The following is a 17,042-nucleotide window of genomic DNA, read 5'->3' on the forward strand; positions in this document are numbered from 1 at the left end:
CCTCCGCAACCCCCTTTTTCAAAAATTCCCAAACTTTCTCCCTCAACTCCAAAAATGCCCAGAAAACAAAGGCCCAAACCCCAAGCGACCCAACCCCAGACCCAGCCCTCCCCCGGCAACGCCCCCCCCGAATCCCGCCACCCGAGCGAAAGAATCTCCCCCGAACACCGGAATCAAGGCGCGGGATTGGCACATGCGCGGGAATCTCTATGCTCGACATCGGAGGCTGGGTCAGTCGGACCCGCCCCGAGGGAGATGGAAGATGATGAGACGCGGTTTGCGCAGCCTGATGGTGGCTGCCCTGTGCATGGTGCCTGCGGCCGGGATGGCGCAGGATCTGGTGACGGTCGGGACGGTCGGTGTCTGGGATGTGCTGGTCGATCCGACCATCGGCAACGGCTGCCTGATCAATGCCGAATTCGAGGATGGCTCGGATGTGCGGATCGGCTTCGACCCGGAAAAGGGCAATGGCTATCTGATGGCGATGAATGCCGACTGGGGCGACATCGAGGATGACAAGACCTATCCGGTCTCCTTCGATGTCGATGGCCAGGTCTATCAGGGCGAAGGCAAGGGCCTGCATCTGGACGGGCTGCCCGGGCTCGACATCGCCTTCGACAGCGCCGACTTCCTGATGGACATCGCGCAGAAACAGACGCTGACCCTGTCGAATGCGGAAGGCGAGGTGATGTCGATCGACCTGACCGACAGCTATGCCGCGCTGGAAGCGGCGGTGGCCTGTCAGCAGAATCAGTAAGAGGCTTTGGGGGCGGTGCAGCAGCGCCGCCCCGGCCGCACTGGACAGCCCGCCGCCTCTCGCCTATCTCAGTACCATCATGGCGCAGAAATCCGACCCCAATTCCAAGCTTATCGCCGAGAACCGGCAGGCCCGTTACCATTATGCCATCGAGAGCGATCTCGAGGCGGGGATCATGCTGCTTGGCTCCGAGGTGAAGGCGCTGCGCACCGGCCAGTCGAACATCGCCGAAAGCTATGCCAGCATCGAGAATGGCGAGCTGTGGCTGATCAACTCTTATATCGCCGCCTATCAGCAGGCGAGCGTCTTCGGCCATGAGGAGCGGCGGCACCGCAAGCTTCTGGTCTCGAAGAAGGAGCTGGCGCGGCTCTGGACGGCGGTCGGCCGCGAGGGGATGACGCTGGTGCCGCTGGCGCTTTATTTCAATGATCGCGGCAAGGTGAAGTTGAAGCTGGGCGTCGCCAAGGGCAAGAAACTGGCCGACAAACGCGAAACCGAGGCCAAACGCGACTGGAACCGGCAAAAACAGCGCCTTTTGAAGCAGAACGGATAGGCCCTCTGCCCTTGCCCCGCTGCGCGCGTGCGTCTAAGCACGAAGCGATGACGGGAGGGTGCGCAATGGCTTTGGACGATCCGAAAACACTGGTTTCCACCGACTGGCTCGAGGCGCATCTGCGCGACCCGGATTTGCGGGTGCTCGATGCCTCGTGGTTCCTGCCTTCGATGGAACGCGATGCGAAGGCGGGCTATGCAGCCGCCCATATTCCGGGGGCGCGGTTCTTCGACATCGACGAGATTTCCGACACGCGGTCCGAGCTGCCGCATATGGCGCCGCCGGTCGAGAAATTCATGTCCCGGATGCGGGCGATGGGCGTGGGCGACGGCCATCAGGTGGTGATCTATGACCAGATGGGCATCTTTTCCGCGCCGCGGGTCTGGTGGCTGTTCCGGCTGATGGGCAAGACCGATGTCGCCGTGCTGGATGGCGGTTTGCCGAAATGGCTGGCCGAGGGCCGCGAGACCGAGGACATGGCGCCGATCCCGCGCGACCGGCACATGACGGTGCAGCGCCAGGCGCATCTGATCAAGGATGTGACGCAGGTCGCGCATGCCTCGAAGCTGGGCGATCACGAGATCATCGACGCCCGCCCGCGCGGCCGGTTCCTGGGCACCGATCCCGAACCGCGGCCCGGCCTGCGGTCCGGGCATATTCCGGGCGCGAAGAACGTGCCGTGGAACAGCGTTCTGACCGAGACGAACACGATGAAATCGCCCGAGGACCTGCGCGCGGTCTTCACGGCGGCGGGCGTGGACCTTGCGAAACCGGCCATTGCCACCTGCGGCTCGGGGATTTCCGCCGCCGTGCTGGTGCTGGCGCTGGAACGGATCGGCCACCGCAATCACGCCCTTTATGACGGCTCCTGGGCCGAATGGGGCATGTTCAACGACCTGCGCGTCGCAACCGGAGAAGCATGATGTTCAATTCCCTCAAAGCTCAGGCGCCTGACAAGATCTTGGCGCTGATGGGCCAGTTCCGCGCCGATCCGCGGACGGACAAGATCGACCTTGGCGTCGGGGTCTATAAAGACGCCGAAGGCCGGACCCCGGTGATGCGGGCGATCAAATCGGCCGAAAAGCAGCTTTGGGAAACGGAAACCAGCAAGACCTATACCGCGCTGGCGGGCGAGCCGGCCTTCCATGCCGCGATGGCGGAAATGGTGCTGGGCGCGGGCTATCCGGCGGATCGTCTGTCCTGCCTTGCGACCGTGGGCGGCACCGGCGCCTGCCGTCAGGCGTTCGAGCTGGCGCGGCTGGCGAACCCGGGCTGCACCGTCTGGGTCTCGGACCCGACCTGGCCGAACCACCTGTCGATCCTTGCCTTCATGAAGCAGGACACCAAGCTTTATCGCTATTTCGACAGCGCCGCCCGTGCGGTGGCTTTCGACGCGATGATGGAAGATCTGCAGGCGATCAAGGCGGGCGATGTCGTGCTGCTGCACGGCTGCTGCCACAACCCGACCGGCGCGAACCTGACGCTGGAGCAATGGGCGGCCGTGGCCGACCTTTTGGAAGCCAAGGGCGCCGTGCCGATGATCGACCTGGCCTATCAGGGCTTCGGCGACGGTCTAGAAGAGGACGCCGCGGGCACCCGGCTGATCGCCTCGCGCCTGCCCGAGGTGATGATTGCCGCGTCCTGCTCGAAGAACTTCGGCATCTACCGCGAACGCACCGGCTGCCTGCTGGTCCTGTCCGATGCGGCGTCGAAGGACGTGACGCAGGGCACGCTCGCCTATCTGAACCGGCAGAACTACTCGTTCTCGCCCGATCACGGCGCGCGGCTGGTGACGATGGTGCTGACCGATCCGACCCTGCGGGCGGAATGGATGACCGAGCTTGAGGAAGTCCGCAAGGGCATGCTGGGCCTGCGCGAGCAGCTGGCGGCGGAGCTGCGGCAGCTGTCGAATTCGGACCGCTTCGATTTCGTCGCCCGCCATCGCGGCATGTTCTCGCGGCTGGGCGCCAGCCCCGAGCAGGTCGAAAAGATGCGCGTCGACAATGCGATCTACATGGTCGGCGATTCGCGGCTGAACATCGCCGGGCTGAACGCCAAGACCGTGCCGATCCTTGCCCGGGCGATCATCGCCGCCGGGGTGTGATTTCGCACACAGACTGTGCAAGGGCGGCCCCCCCGGGGTCGCCCTTTTGCATGTTCTGTCACTTGATATCATAAGCACGCTTATAATATACCTGCTCATCTCCACGGGAGGGATGATGAGCGACTGTGACATACCCCGCGAAAGCCTCGGCTTTCTGATGCAGGACGTGACGCGGCTTCTGCGCAAGCGGTTCGAGGGCCAGGCGGCCGCGCTTGGCCTGACCTCGGCGCAATGGCGGCTGCTGGTCAATCTGATGCGGCACGGCCCGCTGCCGCAGGCGCGGCTGGCGGAACTTCTGGAAATCGAGCCGATCTCGCTCTCGCGCCTGGTCGACCGGATGGCCGAGGCGGGCTGGGTGGAACGCCGCCCCGATCCGAATGACCGGCGCATCCGCATCGTCCATGCCACCGACCAGACCCGCGCCCAGATCGGTGCCGCCCGCCACATCGCCGACAGCATCTATGCCGAGGCCTTGGCGGGCCTTCCCCCCGACGCTTCCGAGACGATGACGGCGATGCTGCGCCGGATGATCTGCAACCTTTCGCAACCGACCGAGACCGACCATGACCGCTGAGACGCAAGCCCCGAAGAAATCGCCGAAGAAACTGCTGATGGCCTCGCTGCCGGTCGTGCTGGTGCTGGCGGGCGGCTGGGTCTGGCTCGATTCGGGCCGCTACGAATCGACCGAGAATGCCGCCGTGCAACAGGCGCGGATTTCCGTCGCCTCGGACATCTCGGGCCGGGTGACCGAGGTTTTCGTGAAGGACAACGACCGGGTGACTTCGGGGCAGCCGCTCTTTCGCGTCGATCCCGAGCCCTACCGGATCGCCCTGGCCCAGGCCGATGCGGCGCTGGCCCAGGCACGGTTGCAGGTCGCCCAGCTGCGCGCCGCCTATAATCTGGCGCAGGCGCAGGAACAGGTGGCGCAGGACACCGCCGATTATCTGGCGTCAGAGCTGAAGCGGCAGGAGGCGATCACCGGCCGCGGCGCGGGCACCGAATCGGCGCTGGATGCGGCCCGGCATGATGCCAGCTCGGCGCTGGAAAGCCTGGCGGCGGCGAAACAGGGCGTGGCGGCGGCGCTGGCCGCGCTGGGGGGCGATCCGAAGGTCGAAACCGACACTCATCCGACCGTGATGGCGGCGCTGACCGCCCGCGACAAGGCCGCCTACAATCTGGGCCTGACCGAGGTGAAAGCCCCCGCCGATGGCGTGGTCTACAAGGCCGACAGCTTCAAGCCCGGCCAGTTCGTCGCCGCGGGCGCGGCGCTGTTCTCGCTGGTTGAGACCGGCGACACCTGGATCGAGGCGAATTTCAAGGAAACCCAGATCGGCAAGATGGCCCCGGGCCAAAAGGCCGAGGTGGAATTCGACACTTTCCCGGGCAAGGAGTTCGAGGCGGTGGTCGAAGCCGTCGGCGCGGGCACCGGGGCGGAATTTTCGCTGCTGCCCGCGCAGAACGCCACCGGCAACTGGGTCAAGGTCACCCAGCGCGTGCCGGTCACGCTGCGTCTGACCGGGACGACCGACCTGCCCGCCCTGCGCACCGGGCTTTCGGCCGCCGTGACCGTCGACACCAGGGCGAAGACCAATCTGGACGCGCTGGTGATGCGGGTCGAGGGCCAGCCCGCGACCGCCGGGAACTGAGCCATGCAGGGCCCCGTTCCGGTCAAGCATCACGGGCTGATCACCGCCTCCCTGATGCTGGCCACGATCATGCAGGTGCTCGACACCACCATCGCCAATGTCGCCCTGCCCTCGATGCGCTCGGATCTGGGCGCCTCTTCGGACACGATCAACTGGGTGCTGACCTCCTATATCGTCGCCTCGGCGATCGTCACGCCGCTCTCGGGCTGGATGTCGGAACGCTTCGGCCGGAAAGAGGTCTTCATCGCCTCGGTGGCGGGGTTCGTCGTGACCTCGATGCTCTGCGGTATCGCCTGGAGCCTTGAATCCATGGTGTTCTTTCGCATGGCACAGGGGGTCTTCGGCGCCGCCATCGTGCCCTTGAGCCAGACCTTCCTCCTCGACATCAACCCGCGCGAAAAGCACGGTCAGGCGATGGCGATCTGGGGCGCGGGGATCATGGTCGGGCCGATCATCGGGCCGACGCTTGGCGGCTATCTGACCGAGACGCTGAACTGGCGCTGGGTGTTTTTCATCAACCTGCCTTTGGGCATCATCGCGCTGGCGGGGCTGGCCGCCTATCTGCCGCAGATGCCGCGGCGGGTCCGGCTGTTCGATTTCGTCGGCTTTGCCGCGCTGGGGCTGGGCGTCGGCGCGCTGCAACTGATGCTGGACCGCGGCGGCGAGGTGGACTGGTTCAACTCGGTCGAGATCTGGATCGAGCTGGCGATCTCGCTTTGCGGCTTCTGGGTCTTCGTGATCTGGATCATGGGGGTGGAGCATCCGTTTCTGGACCCGAAGATGTTCGCCGACCGCAATTTCGCCACCGGGCTGGTGCTGATCTTCATCGTCGGCATCGTGCTTCTGGCCTCGCTGGCGCTGTTGCCGCCGATGCTCTCGGCACTCTTTGGCTATCCGGTGATCACCACCGGCATGGTGATGGCGCCGCGCGGCGTCGGAACGATGATCATGATGATCGCGGCGGGCAAACTTCTGCGCATCGTCGATGCCCGCAAGCTGGTGATCACCGGGCTTCTGTTCACCTCCTGGTCGCTTTACATCATGACGGGCTTTGGTCCGCAGATGAACGCGGTGCCGATCATCGTCTCGGGCTTCATTCAGGGGCTCGGGCTGGGGCTGGTCTTCGTGCCGCTCTCGACCGTGGCCTTTGCCACGATCGCACCGCAGTTCCGCGGCGATGCGACGGCGCTGTTCAGCCTTGTGCGCAACATCGGCTCTTCGATCGGGATTTCCATTGTCACGCTTTTGCTGACCCGCAACACCCAGATCAGCCACACCGAGCTGGTCGCCAACATCTCGCTTTACGATCCGAATTTCAGCGGAATGATGAGCGGCGCCGGGGGGGCGATGTTGCAATCGATGACCGCGCAACATGGCGAGGGCGCGTTCTGGGCGGTGGTGAACCAGATCGTCACCGCGCAGGCGGCGATGGTGGCCTATGTCGATGATTTCGAGGCGCTGATGTGGATCACGCTGGCCGCGCTGCCGCTGGCCCTGCTTTTGCGCCGTCCGGTCGCCGCGCCGCCCGGGGTCAGCGCGCCCCCCGCGGCCCATGCGGATTGAGATGGGAAAAGGCCCGGGGCGCAAACCCCGGGCCTTTCGATCTTGCGGACCAACCCCTTACGAGTGGTAGGCGCTTTCGCCATGGGTCGTCAGGTCAAGGCCCTGACGTTCGTCATCGGTGGCCACGCGCAGGCCGGTGACGGCCTTGACGATGTACAGAAGGATGATCGAGCCGATCCCCGCCCAGGCGATGGTCACGACGACCGCCTTGATCTGGATGATCACCTGCGACACGATCGAGAAATCGTCGCCGCCGGTGCCGCCGAAGCCGGGGGCCATCAGAACGCCCGTCATCACCGCGCCGACGATCCCGCCGATGCCATGCACGCCGAACACGTCCAGGCTGTCGTCGTATTTGAACATCGCCTTCACCTTGGTGACGAAGAAGTAGCACACCGGCGAGACGATCAGGCCAAGCAGGATCGCGCCGACCGGGCCCGAGGTGCCGCAGGCCGGGGTGATCGCCACCAGACCGGCGACCATGCCCGAAGCCGCGCCCAGACCCGAGGCCTTGCCGCGGAACAGCGCTTCGGTGGCCGACCAGCTGACGACGGCCGCGGCGGTGGCAACAAAGGTGTTCAGCATCGCCAGCGTCGCGCCCGAGGTCGCCTCAAGGTTGGACCCGGCGTTGAAGCCGAACCAGCCGACCCAGAGCATCATCGCGCCCACCATGGTCAGCGTCATCGAATGCGGGGCCATGTTCTCGCGGCCGAAACCGACGCGCGGCCCCAGAACGATCGCCGCCATCAGACCGGTGATCCCGGCGTTGATATGCACCACGGTGCCGCCGGCAAAGTCGATGGCGCCCCAGTTGAAGATCAGACCCGAGGCATCCCAGACCATGTGGGCGATCGGGAAATAGACCACGGTGACCCAAAGCACGGTGAAGAGGATCACCGCCGAGAATTTCATCCGCTCGGCAAAGGCGCCCACGTAAAGCGCGGGCGTGATCGCGGCAAAGGTCATCTGGAAGGCGATGAACACATATTCCGGCAGCATCACGCCATCGGTGAAGGTCGCCGCCAGGCTGTCGCCGGTCACGCCGGCCAGGAAGACCTTGCCCAGACCGCCCCAGAACGGGTTGGTGCCGCCGCCAAAGGCGAAGGAATAGCCCCAAAGCACCCAGACGATCATCACCACCGAGGTGATCATCGTCGTCTGCATCAGCACGGAGAGCATGTTCTTGCTGCGCACCAGACCGCCGTAGAAAAGCGCCAGGCCCGGAATGATCATGAACAGCACAAGAAGCGTCGAGGTCATCATCCAGGCGACATCGCCCTTGTCGACGATCGGCGCCGCGGCTTCGGTGACGGTGGCAACGGCTTCGGCGACCGGAGCGGCCGCTTCCTGCGCAAAGGCAGGCAGGGCCGCAGCAGCCAGCGCCGCCGCAAGACCCGTCAGTTTGGTCAGATTGTTCATTGTCCCTGTTTCCCCTGTGGTTCTTACAGCGCTTCGTCGCCAGCTTCGCCGGTGCGCACCCGCACGGCCTGATTCACGTCGAGCACGAAGATCTTGCCGTCGCCGATCTTGTCGGTCTTGGCCGCTTTCAGGATCGTCTCGACCACCTCGTCGGCCAGATTGTCGGCCACGACGATTTCAAGCTTCACCTTCGGCACGAAATTCACCGCATATTCGGCGCCGCGATAAATTTCCGTATGCCCCGACTGCGCGCCGAAGCCCTTGATTTCCGTCACCATCATCCCGCGCACGCCGATGCCGGTCAGCGCCTCGCGGACCTCCTCGAGCTTGAACGGTTTGATCGCTGCAATGATGAGTTTCACGTTATGTCCCTTCCTATTGTCAGCCGCTCCGATGCCCGGGGCACCGTTATGAGCGTATCAAGGCGCGGGCAAAGCGCTTCGCACAAGGAAAGCTGCTTAAACCCGCGGCAGTCAAAAACCGATTCCAGCCGAAAAACGCACAAATTGTGCGCAGAGCCTTATATTTAAGCTTTCGAAAAACCGAATCGTGACGCGAGGCGTCTCCACATCCCGTTTTCGGCGGTGTAAGTTGCGCGGCGGAACAGGCACCGGGGCGGAAATGGCAGGAACAGGCGGGCGGCAAAGGCCGCTGGTGGCGGACAGGCGCTACGCATCACGGCAGGCGACGCAGTCCGGGGCGAAGACGCCGCCGCCGGGCAAGCCGAAGACGCCGCGCAAGCCCCGCAGCCCGCGACCGCCGCGGCGGGGCGGCGGCCTCTCCGGGCTGGTGCTGGGGCTGTTCGGCTTCCTGTTCGCGGTGATCTGGGGCGCGGTCTGGCGCGCGACCGCCGTCGTCGGCATCATCCTTGGCCTTGCGACCTTCTATTTCTACAGCCAGCTGCCCGATTACACCGCGCTTCTGGATGGCCGCAACCGCGGCTCGGTCACGCTGATCGACACCAACGGGCAGGTCTTTGCCTGGCGCGGCGAGACCTTCGGCGGCCAGACCACCGCGGAAAACGTCTCGCCCTTCCTGAAGAACGCGATCATCGCCACCGAGGACAAGCGCTTTTACCGCCATTTCGGCGTCAGCCCGCGCGGCATCGCCTCGGCCATCGCGATCAACCTCTCCGAAGGCCGCGGCCCGCTGGAGGGCAACGGCGGCTCGACGATCACCCAGCAGGTGGCGAAGCTTCTGTGCCTGGGCACCGCCTATGATCCGAAACGCTGGAAGACCGAGGCCGATTACGAGACCGACTGCCGCTCCGGCGGGATCAAGCGCAAGATCAAGGAAATTCCCTATGCGCTGGCGATGGAGGTCAAGTATTCCAAGAACGAGATCCTGACGATCTATTTCAACCGCGCCTATCTGGGGGCGGGGGCACGCGGTTTCGAGGCCGCCGCGCAGCGCTATTTCGGGATTTCGGCGACGAATGTGAACCCGCAGCAGGCGGCGATGCTCGCCGGGCTGCTCAAGGCGCCCTCGACCTATGCGCCGACGACGAATCTGAAACGCTCGCAGGAGCGGGCCGGGATGGTTCTGGCGCTGATGCATGAGCAGGGCTATCTGACCGACGCGGAGTGGCAGGACGCCCGCGCCCATCCGGCGACGCTCTCCGAAGCGGCGCAGGCCCGGGCGGGCGGCTATTTCGCCGATTGGGTGATGGACAGCATCCCCGATTACTTCGGCAAGAATGCCACCGCCGATGTGGTGATCCGCACGACGCTGGATCAGCGCATCCAGACCGCGGCGGAAGAGGCGCTGAAATCGATCTTTGACACCAAGGTCAAGGACGGTTCCACCGCCGAGGCGGCGATCGTGGTGATGTCGGCCGATGGCGCCGTGCGGGCGATGGTGGGCGGGCGCAAGACCAAGGTCTCGGGCGCGTTCAACCGCGCGACCCAGGCGAAGCGGCAGACCGGCTCGACCTTCAAGCCCTTCGTCTATGCGGCGGCGCTGGATCTGGGCTGGACGCCGGATTCGATCGTCGACGACGCGCCGCTGACGATCAACGTGCGCGGTTCGGGCCCGTGGTCGCCGAAGAATTACGAAAAGGAGTTCCTGGGGCCGATCCCGATCTGGCGGGCCTTGGCGAAATCGATCAACACCGCGACGGTGCGGGTCAGCCAGTCAGTCGGGCTGGATGCGGTGCGCAAGGTCGCCTCGGATTTCGGTTTCGCCTCGGATCTGGCCGAGGGGCCGGCGGTGGCGCTTGGCGTGTCGGAATCGACGCTGCTGGAAATGACCGGCGCCTATGCCGGGATTTTGAACGGCGGCTCCTCGGTGCGGCCCTATGGGCTGACCGACCTGCGGCTGAAGGGCGAGCAGGAGCCGCTGTTCGGTGCGGAAACCGGCATCGGCGAGCGGGTGATTTCCGAAAAGGCCGCGCGCGAGCTGATGTGGATGATGCATCAGGGCGTCGAGCAGGGCACCGGGATGCGGGCGCGGCTGGACGGGCGGCAGGTGGCGGGCAAGACCGGCACCACCCAGGCGGCCCGTGATGCCTGGTTCATCGGCTTCACCGCCGATTACGTGGCGGGCGTCTGGATGGGCTATGACGACAACCGGCCGCTGACGGGCGTCACGGGCGGCGGTCTGCCCGCGCAGATCTGGCACGAGGTGATGGCCCGGGTCGAGGAAGGCCAGCCGGTGACGCCCCTGCCGATGGCCCTGCCCGAGGAATGGCGCGGCCAGCCCGATCCGCGCAATGTCTATCCGGGGCAGGCCTGGTCCTCGGGCGATCCGATCCCCGAGGGCGGCGTGCCGGTGGTCGATGGCCAGCTGGTGACCTCGGACCGGCCGGTGCCGCAGGCGCCGCAACCGCCCGCCCGGCAGGGGCCGCAATCCTTCGGCGAGGCGATCGATTCGATGCTGCGCCAGCTGTATTAAGCAAAAACGCGGCCCCGAAGGACCGCGTTTCATGCTCTGTCAACGGCCGCTCAGTCGGCCGTTTTCAGATCCGCGATCAGCTGGTCGAGATTGCCGCGCCGGGCGTCGATCATCGCGCCGATTTCCGTGCGCTCGGCCGCGAGCATGTTGACGCCCTCGATGATCATGTTGAAGAACAGGTTCTTGCCCGACTTGTCCGAGACATGCCACAGCACCTCGAAGGGCGCCTCGCCCGGCATGTAGGCGATCGACTTCACCTCGATGAAGCTTTTCACCTTGCGGGCGCCGACGACCTCGAAGCGGGTGGCGCTGAACTCGCGGAAGCGCTTGCCGTATTTGCGCGAGACATAGCCGCGGAAGGCAAGGGTAAAGGCCTGCATCTGCGCCGGGCTGGCCGTGCGCGCCGCCGTGCCCAGAACCGAACGCGCGATCGTCGGCACGTCGGCGTAACGCATGTAGAGGTCTTCGAACATCGCATAAAGCGCCGGGCCGGTCTTGCCCGAGGCGATGGCGGCGTTCACGTCGGTCACCGCCTTGCCGATCAGCGCCTTGGCCTGATCCTCGGTCAAAGCCAGCGCGGCGCCCGGGCGCAGCACGACGGCCGCGACCAGGGCCGCGGCCCCGCCCAGCAGCAGATGGCGGCGATCACTGCGCATAAGGGTCTTCATAGGGGTCCCAGGCCTGTGCATCGTCATTCTCCTTGCCTGCAAGCTGGTGGCGGCGCATCTGCAGATAAAGCAGCCGCGATTGCGCGTAGCTGTCCGCGCTGTCGTAAAGCACCGATTCGATCACGCCGCCGAAGCGCTTGCGGTCGGCGACCTTGCCCGCGACCCGGGTCGCCGAGGCGGCGGTGGCATCGGCGCCTTCCAGCACCTGCCCGACCGGGTTCATCGCGATGTCGACGACCCGGCCCAGCGCGTCGCGCGCGGTCGAGGGACCGTAGACCGGCAGTTCCACATAGACCCCCTCGCCCATGCCCCAGACCGCCAGCGTCTCGCCGAAATCGGTGTCCTGTTCGGGCAGGGCAAAGCTTGTGCCCGCCGGGTCGAAAAGCCCGGCCAGGCCGATGGTCGAGTTGATGACGAAGCGGAACGTGTTCTTCACCGCGGGCTCGGGGCGGCCCTGCAGCAGCGAATTGACCACCTTGCCGGGCAGCGACAGGTTCGAGCCCGCATGCGACACCGCCCGGGTGAAGCCGTTGTCGATGCTGCGCGGCTGACCGGGACGGGCCTTGAACAGCAGCGTGTCGACGCCCTTGTTGAACCCGTGCACCTTGCGGTTGACCCCTTCCATCGGGTCGTTCACTCCGTCGGATCCGGCCGCCTGCGGCCCTCCGGCACAACCGGAAAGCGCAAGACCTGCGATCAGGACGAGGCCAAATCTCTTTTCCATCAACCCCTCGTGTCTTCTCGGGTGCGGCCGGGGCTCGTCTTCGGCGCGCTGCGTCAAGACAGGTGACATCCGTCTCGATTTCGGTAAAACCCCAAGAAGCAATAAGGAGACAGAGGCGCAGAAACAAGGCGCCGCACGCGATTTTGTGGTCCCGATGCGTTAACGTTTTTGCGTTCAGGCAAGATTTGGGCAGAAGGTCCTGTCCCGCGACAATGAGGGCGGAATGAAACGAGATGAACTTGCCGCCGGCAAGGCCGAATTGCGGGCCGCAAGATCGGCCAGCGCGCGTCTGTTGCTGAGTGTGGGCGTGTTTTCCGCTTTCGTGAACCTGCTGATGCTGACCGGGCCGATCTTCATGCTGCAGGTCTATGACCGCGTTCTGGGCGCGCGCTCGGTCGAGACGCTGACGGCGCTGTTCCTGCTGGTGGTCTTCCTGTTCGCGGCGATGGGTCTTCTGGATCTGGCGCGGGCGCGGCTGATGGCGCGGGTGGGGGCGCGGTTTCAGGCCGATCTCGAATCGCGCGTCTTCGAGGCGGCGCTGCGCCGCAACGGCATGGTGCCGAACGATCCGGTGGCGATGGCCGGGCTGCGCGATCTTGACGCGGTGAACAAGCTGCTGGCCTCGCCGGTGTTTCTGGCGCTGTTCGACATTCCCTGGGTGCCGGTCTTCCTCTGCGCGATCTTCATCTTTCACCCCTATCTCGGTTTCCTGTCGATCGCGGGCGGGGCGCTTCTGATCGGGGTGACGCTGCTCAACCAGTCGGTGACGGCAAAACCGCTGCAGACCGCGACCGGGGCGCAGATCGGCTCGGACCGGCTGGCCGACCAGCTGCGCGACGAGGCGGAACTGGTGCAGGCGCTCGGCATGCGCGGGGCCTCGTTCCTGCGCTGGCGCAAGGCGCGCGAACGCGCGGTCGATGCGATGCTGAGCGCCACCGATCTGGGCGGCAGCTTTTCCACCTTCACCAAGACCTTCCGCGCCTTCCTGCAATCGGCGATCCTTGCCATGGGCGCCTATGTCGTTCTGAGGGGCGAGATGACCGCCGGGGCGATGGTGGCGGGCTCGATCCTGATGGGGCGGGCGCTCGCGCCGGTCGAACAGGCGGTGGGGGGCTGGGCGCTGGTCGCCCGCGCCCGCGAGGGCTGGGGACGGCTGGCGGTGCTGCTGACCTCGATCCCGCGCGAGATGCCGCGCACCCCCCTGCCGCGTCCGCGCGCGCTGCTCGAGGCGCAGGCGCTGACGGTGGTGCCGCCGGGCACGCAAAGCGCCACCCTGCGGGCGGTGTCCTTTCGCGTCGAGCCCGGGCAGGCGCTTGGCATCATCGGCCCCTCGGGGGCGGGAAAATCGACGCTGGCGCGGGCGATCTGCGGCGTCTGGCGGCCTGCCAATGGCGCGATCCGGCTTGATGGCGCGGCGCTGGATCAATACGATCCGGACGTGCTGGGCGGGCTGATCGGCTATCTGCCGCAGCGGGTGACGCTGTTCGACGGCACGATCGCGGAAAACATCGCCCGGCTGTCGCCCACCCCCGACCCCGAGATGATCGTCGATGCCGCGAAACGGGCGGCGGCGCATCAGCTGATCCTCGATCTGCCCGAGGGATATGACACCCGGGTTTCGCAGGCGGGCGGCCGGCTCTCGGGCGGGCAGATCCAGCGCGTCGGCCTGGCCCGGGCGCTTTACGGCAACCCGGTGCTGCTGGTGCTCGACGAGCCGAATGCGAATCTCGACAACGAGGGCTCGATGGCGCTCAACACGGCGGTGCGGGGGATGAAGGCGGCAGGCGGCGCGGTGCTGATCATGGCGCACCGGCCCGCGGCGATTGCGGAATGCGACACGCTTCTGGTGCTGGAAGCCGGGATGCGGCGGGCGTTCGGCCCGCGCGAGGACGTGTTGAAAGCGATGGTGCAGAATGCCGCCGATCTGAGCCGCGGCGCCGGACCGGGAGGAGTGGCATGACCCGCAAGCCGAATTCCGAGGCCGAGGCATCCGAGGCGGCGGCGGCCCTGCGCCGGGCAATCCCCAGCCGCAAGCCCCCCGCCCCCCTCGGCCCGACCGCGTTGCAGGCGGCAGAGACCGGCCTTCCCGCCCCGGCCCGCCGGAGCGAACCGGAAGCCCCCCCCCCGGCCGAGGCGCGGATCTCGCCCCGGGTGGCGCTGCTGATCGGCTATGTCACGCTTGCGGTTCTGGTCGGGGGCTTCGGGCTTTGGTCGGTGGTCTCCTCGATCGCGGGGGCGGTCATCGCCTCGGGGCAGATCGAGGTCGATCAGCACCGGCAGGTGGTGCAGCATCCCGATGGCGGCGTGGTCGCCGAAATCCATGTGCACGAGGGCGATAGCGTCAGCGCCGGGCAGCTGTTGATCCGGCTTGACGGCGATCTGGTGCGGTCGGAACGCGCCATCGTCGAGGGGCAGTTCTTCGAGCTGCTGGCCCGGCGCGGGCGGCTGGAGGCGGAACGGGCGGATGCGCCCGAGATCCGGTTCCATCCCGAACTGCTCGAGGCGGCCCAGACCCGTCCCGATGTGGCCGAGCTGGTCGAGGGGCAGCGGCGGCTGTTCGAGGCGCGGGCGCAGACCCTGCGCAAGGCGCTTGATCAGGTGACCAAGCGCGCCGAGCAGACCCAGGCGCAGATCGGCGGCATCGAGGCGCAGCGCATCGCCACCGAGGAACAGGAAGCGCTGATCGCGCGGGAACTGGCCGATCAGCAGCAATTGCTGGACAAGGGGCTGGCGCAGGCCAGCCGGGTGCTGGCGCTGCAGCGCGAGGCGGCCAGTCTGGCCGGCGAGGTCGGCGCGCTGGTGGCGCAAAAGGCCCAGGCCGAGGGCAAGGTGACCGAACTGGATCTGGAGGCGCTGCGGCTGACCTCGCAGCGGCGCGAGGATGCCGAAACCGAGCTGCGCGACATCGGCTACCGGGAGCTGGAACTGGCGGAACGGCGCCGGTCACTGACCGAACAGATCGAGCGGCTGGACATGCGCGCGCCGGTGGGCGGGATCGTCTATGCGATGACGGTGACGACGCCGCGCGCGGTGATCCGGGCCGCGGAGCCCGTGCTTTACATCGTGCCGCAGGACCGGCCGCTGCTGGTGGCGGCAAGGATCTCGCCGATCAACATCGACGAGGTGCGAATCGGGCAGCCGGTGGCGCTGCGGTTTCCGGCCTTTGCCAGCCGCACGACGCCTGAGCTGTTCGGCCAGGTGACGCAGATCTCGGCCGATGCGCTGATCGACGAGGCCTCGCGGCTGTCCTATTTCCGCGCCGAGGTGATGCTGAACCCGGGCGAGGCGGACAAGCTGGGCGCGTTGCAACTGCTGCCCGGCATGCCCGCCGAGGTCTATATCCGCACCGGCGACCGCAGCCCGCTGGCCTATCTGACCAAGCCCTTCACCGATTATTTCACCCGCGCCTTCCGCGAGGATTGATCAGAGCCGGTCCAGCAGCGCAGGCGTCGGCCAGGCATCGGCGGGCAGGCCCAGACGGCCCTGTTCGATCTGCACGGCCTCGCGGGTCTTTTCGCCCAGAATGCCGTCGATCGGGCCGACATCATGGCCGCGCGCCTGCAGCCGCGCCTGCAGCGCCTTCATCTGCGCGGGCGCCAGACCGGGTTCGGCCGCGCGCGGATCGACCCGGGGGGCGCCCTCCAGCCGCGTCGCGAAATAGGCGGCGGTGGTGACATAGACGAAGCTCTTGTTCCATTCGAAGAGCACGCGGAAATTCGGATAGGCCAGGAAAGCCGGGCCCTTGCGCCCCATCGGCAGCAGCACCGACCCCTGCGCGCCCGCGAATTGCCCCGACCGCGGCACCACCCCCATCCGCGCCCAATCGGCGGTGGACAGGCTGCGGTCAAGCCCGGTCTGCGCCCAGTCCATGTCCGCAGGCACGATGATTTCCTGCAACCAGGGCTCGCCCGGGCGCCAGCCCATCGACGCGATCATCTTCGCCCCCGACATCAGCGCATCGGCGCTGGAGCCCTTGAGGTTCACATGCCCGTCGCCATCGCCATCGACGCCGTTGCGCAGGATGTCGGCGGGCAGCATCTGCACCTGCCCGATCTCGCCCGCCCAGGCGCCGATGGTCCGTTGCGGGTCGAAATCGCCGCGCGCGTAAAGCTCGGCCGCGGCCAGAACCTGCGGGCGGAACAGATCCGGGCGGCGGCAGTCATGCGCCAGCGTCACCAGCGCATCGCGGGTGTTGAAATCGCCCTGCACCTTGCCGAAATCGGTCTCGAGCGCCCAGAACGCCAAAAGCACCCCGCGCGAGACGCCGTATTGGCGTTCCGCGGCGTCAAAGACCGACGCGTATTTCTGCGCCATCGCCGCGCCTGTCTGCAGCCGGTTCTTCGAAATCACCGAAGCCTGAAAATCGAGGAAGCTTTTCCGGAACACGCCCTGCGCCCGGTCGGCTTTCAGCACCCGGCCATCCTGCCGCACGCCCGCGAAAAACGAATCGGCCGTCGCGGCGGAGAGGCCGTTGCGCTGCATCTCGGCCTTCAGCCCCGCGACGAAGCCGGAGAAGTTTCCGCCGCATTCGGCATGGGCGGCAAGGGGCAGGCACAGGCTGAACAGCAATGGGGCAAGAGGGGATCGCATCGGCTTCTCCGGAAAGGATCTTTCCGCAGGGTAATCGGCACCGGGCCGCGGGGCAACCGGGCGTTGCGTTTACGGCACGTCAGCGCGGCGTCATACCGTATTCACTTGATTTTTACGTCTCACATC

15 protein-coding genes are annotated in these 17,042 nt (G+C 66.3%); 10 read left to right on the forward strand and 5 right to left on the reverse strand.

Going from position 1 to position 17,042, the window contains the following annotated elements:
- The first annotated feature begins 262 nt into the window (after window positions 1-262).
- From RCAP_RS16720 to RCAP_RS16750, 7 genes are all read left to right on the forward strand, one after another.
- The gene (locus tag RCAP_RS16720; protein ID WP_013069075.1) at window positions 263-757 is read left to right on the forward strand and encodes a hypothetical protein; all 495 of its coding nucleotides are present in this window, start codon (window positions 263-265) and stop codon (window positions 755-757) included.
- A 79-nt stretch (window positions 758-836) separates the two neighbouring features.
- Window positions 837-1,310: an SsrA-binding protein SmpB gene (gene smpB, locus RCAP_RS16725; RefSeq protein WP_013069076.1), complete on the forward strand. Its 474-nt coding sequence runs from the start codon at window positions 837-839 to the stop codon at window positions 1,308-1,310.
- A gap of 65 nt (window positions 1,311-1,375) precedes the next feature.
- Window positions 1,376-2,233 carry a 3-mercaptopyruvate sulfurtransferase gene (gene sseA / locus RCAP_RS16730; protein ID WP_013069077.1) on the forward strand — a complete coding sequence of 286 codons (858 nt, stop codon included), beginning with the start codon at window positions 1,376-1,378 and terminating at the stop codon, window positions 2,231-2,233.
- On the forward strand, window positions 2,233-3,414 hold the full coding sequence (locus RCAP_RS16735) for an amino acid aminotransferase (RefSeq protein ID WP_013069078.1): 1,182 nt from the start codon (window positions 2,233-2,235) through the stop codon (window positions 3,412-3,414). Before sseA ends, RCAP_RS16735 begins: the two co-directional genes overlap by 1 nt.
- A gap of 112 nt (window positions 3,415-3,526) precedes the next feature.
- Window positions 3,527-3,988, forward strand: a complete 462-nt coding sequence (locus RCAP_RS16740) for a MarR family winged helix-turn-helix transcriptional regulator (RefSeq protein WP_023910737.1) — start codon at window positions 3,527-3,529, stop codon at window positions 3,986-3,988.
- Complete coding sequence (locus RCAP_RS16745; RefSeq protein WP_013069080.1) at window positions 3,978-5,060, forward strand: HlyD family secretion protein; 1,083 nt, start codon at window positions 3,978-3,980, stop codon at window positions 5,058-5,060. The genes RCAP_RS16740 and RCAP_RS16745 overlap by 11 nt, the downstream gene beginning before the upstream one ends.
- Window positions 5,061-5,063: 3 nt before the next feature.
- The gene (locus RCAP_RS16750) at window positions 5,064-6,623 is read left to right on the forward strand and encodes a DHA2 family efflux MFS transporter permease subunit (RefSeq protein WP_013069081.1); all 1,560 of its coding nucleotides are present in this window, start codon (window positions 5,064-5,066) and stop codon (window positions 6,621-6,623) included.
- 57 nt (window positions 6,624-6,680) lie between these two features.
- Here RCAP_RS16750 and RCAP_RS16755 read toward each other — a convergent pair whose 3' ends face one another.
- Window positions 6,681-8,042 carry an ammonium transporter gene (locus RCAP_RS16755; protein ID WP_013069082.1) on the reverse strand — a complete coding sequence of 454 codons (1,362 nt, stop codon included), beginning with the start codon at window positions 8,040-8,042 and terminating at the stop codon, window positions 6,681-6,683.
- Between the two features lie 23 nt (window positions 8,043-8,065).
- Entirely contained in the window at window positions 8,066-8,404 is a 339-nt protein-coding gene (locus RCAP_RS16760) for a P-II family nitrogen regulator (protein WP_013069083.1), read from the reverse strand.
- A gap of 259 nt (window positions 8,405-8,663) precedes the next feature.
- On the opposite strand from RCAP_RS16760, the gene RCAP_RS16765 reads away from it, so the two are divergent.
- Window positions 8,664-10,934, forward strand: coding sequence for a transglycosylase domain-containing protein (locus tag RCAP_RS16765; protein ID WP_013069084.1), 2,271 nt, complete (start codon window positions 8,664-8,666; stop codon window positions 10,932-10,934).
- A gap of 50 nt (window positions 10,935-10,984) precedes the next feature.
- Here RCAP_RS16765 and RCAP_RS16770 read toward each other — a convergent pair whose 3' ends face one another.
- Both RCAP_RS16770 and RCAP_RS16775 read right to left on the reverse strand, forming a co-directional pair.
- Window positions 10,985-11,590 (reverse strand): MlaC/ttg2D family ABC transporter substrate-binding protein, encoded by a 606-nt coding sequence (locus tag RCAP_RS16770; RefSeq protein ID WP_238530210.1) that lies wholly within the window; start codon window positions 11,588-11,590, stop codon window positions 10,985-10,987.
- Complete coding sequence (locus tag RCAP_RS16775) at window positions 11,580-12,326, reverse strand: MlaA family lipoprotein (protein ID WP_013069086.1); 747 nt, start codon at window positions 12,324-12,326, stop codon at window positions 11,580-11,582. Before RCAP_RS16775 ends, RCAP_RS16770 begins: the two co-directional genes overlap by 11 nt.
- A gap of 223 nt (window positions 12,327-12,549) precedes the next feature.
- Between RCAP_RS16775 and RCAP_RS16780 the strand changes: the two genes are divergently transcribed.
- The gene (locus RCAP_RS16780; protein WP_013069087.1) at window positions 12,550-14,286 is read left to right on the forward strand and encodes a type I secretion system permease/ATPase; all 1,737 of its coding nucleotides are present in this window, start codon (window positions 12,550-12,552) and stop codon (window positions 14,284-14,286) included.
- Window positions 14,283-15,749: an HlyD family type I secretion periplasmic adaptor subunit gene (locus tag RCAP_RS16785; RefSeq protein ID WP_013069088.1), complete on the forward strand. Its 1,467-nt coding sequence runs from the start codon at window positions 14,283-14,285 to the stop codon at window positions 15,747-15,749. The genes RCAP_RS16780 and RCAP_RS16785 overlap by 4 nt, the downstream gene beginning before the upstream one ends.
- Here RCAP_RS16785 and RCAP_RS16790 read toward each other — a convergent pair whose 3' ends face one another.
- On the reverse strand, window positions 15,750-16,916 hold the full coding sequence (locus RCAP_RS16790) for a lytic murein transglycosylase (RefSeq protein ID WP_013069089.1): 1,167 nt from the start codon (window positions 16,914-16,916) through the stop codon (window positions 15,750-15,752).
- Window positions 16,917-17,042 lie beyond the last annotated feature (126 nt).

The organism is Rhodobacter capsulatus SB 1003 (assembly GCF_000021865.1).
Lineage (GTDB): Bacteria > Pseudomonadota > Alphaproteobacteria > Rhodobacterales > Rhodobacteraceae > Rhodobacter > Rhodobacter capsulatus_B.

Coding starts and splice junctions, on each gene's coding strand:
- RCAP_RS16775 (WP_013069086.1), bottom strand. CDS start 12,326: ATGGAAAAGAGATTTGGCCTCGTCCTGATCGCAGGTCTTGCGCTTTCC.
- RCAP_RS16720 (WP_013069075.1), top strand. CDS start 263: ATGATGAGACGCGGTTTGCGCAGCCTGATGGTGGCTGCCCTGTGCATG.
- smpB (WP_013069076.1), top strand. CDS start 837: ATGGCGCAGAAATCCGACCCCAATTCCAAGCTTATCGCCGAGAACCGG.
- RCAP_RS16735 (WP_013069078.1), top strand. CDS start 2,233: ATGTTCAATTCCCTCAAAGCTCAGGCGCCTGACAAGATCTTGGCGCTG.
- RCAP_RS16765 (WP_013069084.1), top strand. CDS start 8,664: ATGGCAGGAACAGGCGGGCGGCAAAGGCCGCTGGTGGCGGACAGGCGC.
- RCAP_RS16745 (WP_013069080.1), top strand. CDS start 3,978: ATGACCGCTGAGACGCAAGCCCCGAAGAAATCGCCGAAGAAACTGCTG.
- sseA (WP_013069077.1), top strand. CDS start 1,376: ATGGCTTTGGACGATCCGAAAACACTGGTTTCCACCGACTGGCTCGAG.
- RCAP_RS16785 (WP_013069088.1), top strand. CDS start 14,283: ATGACCCGCAAGCCGAATTCCGAGGCCGAGGCATCCGAGGCGGCGGCG.
- RCAP_RS16790 (WP_013069089.1), bottom strand. CDS start 16,916: ATGCGATCCCCTCTTGCCCCATTGCTGTTCAGCCTGTGCCTGCCCCTT.
- RCAP_RS16770 (WP_238530210.1), bottom strand. CDS start 11,590: ATGCGCAGTGATCGCCGCCATCTGCTGCTGGGCGGGGCCGCGGCCCTG.
- RCAP_RS16740 (WP_023910737.1), top strand. CDS start 3,527: ATGATGAGCGACTGTGACATACCCCGCGAAAGCCTCGGCTTTCTGATG.
- RCAP_RS16780 (WP_013069087.1), top strand. CDS start 12,550: ATGAAACGAGATGAACTTGCCGCCGGCAAGGCCGAATTGCGGGCCGCA.
- RCAP_RS16755 (WP_013069082.1), bottom strand. CDS start 8,042: ATGAACAATCTGACCAAACTGACGGGTCTTGCGGCGGCGCTGGCTGCT.
- RCAP_RS16750 (WP_013069081.1), top strand. CDS start 5,064: ATGCAGGGCCCCGTTCCGGTCAAGCATCACGGGCTGATCACCGCCTCC.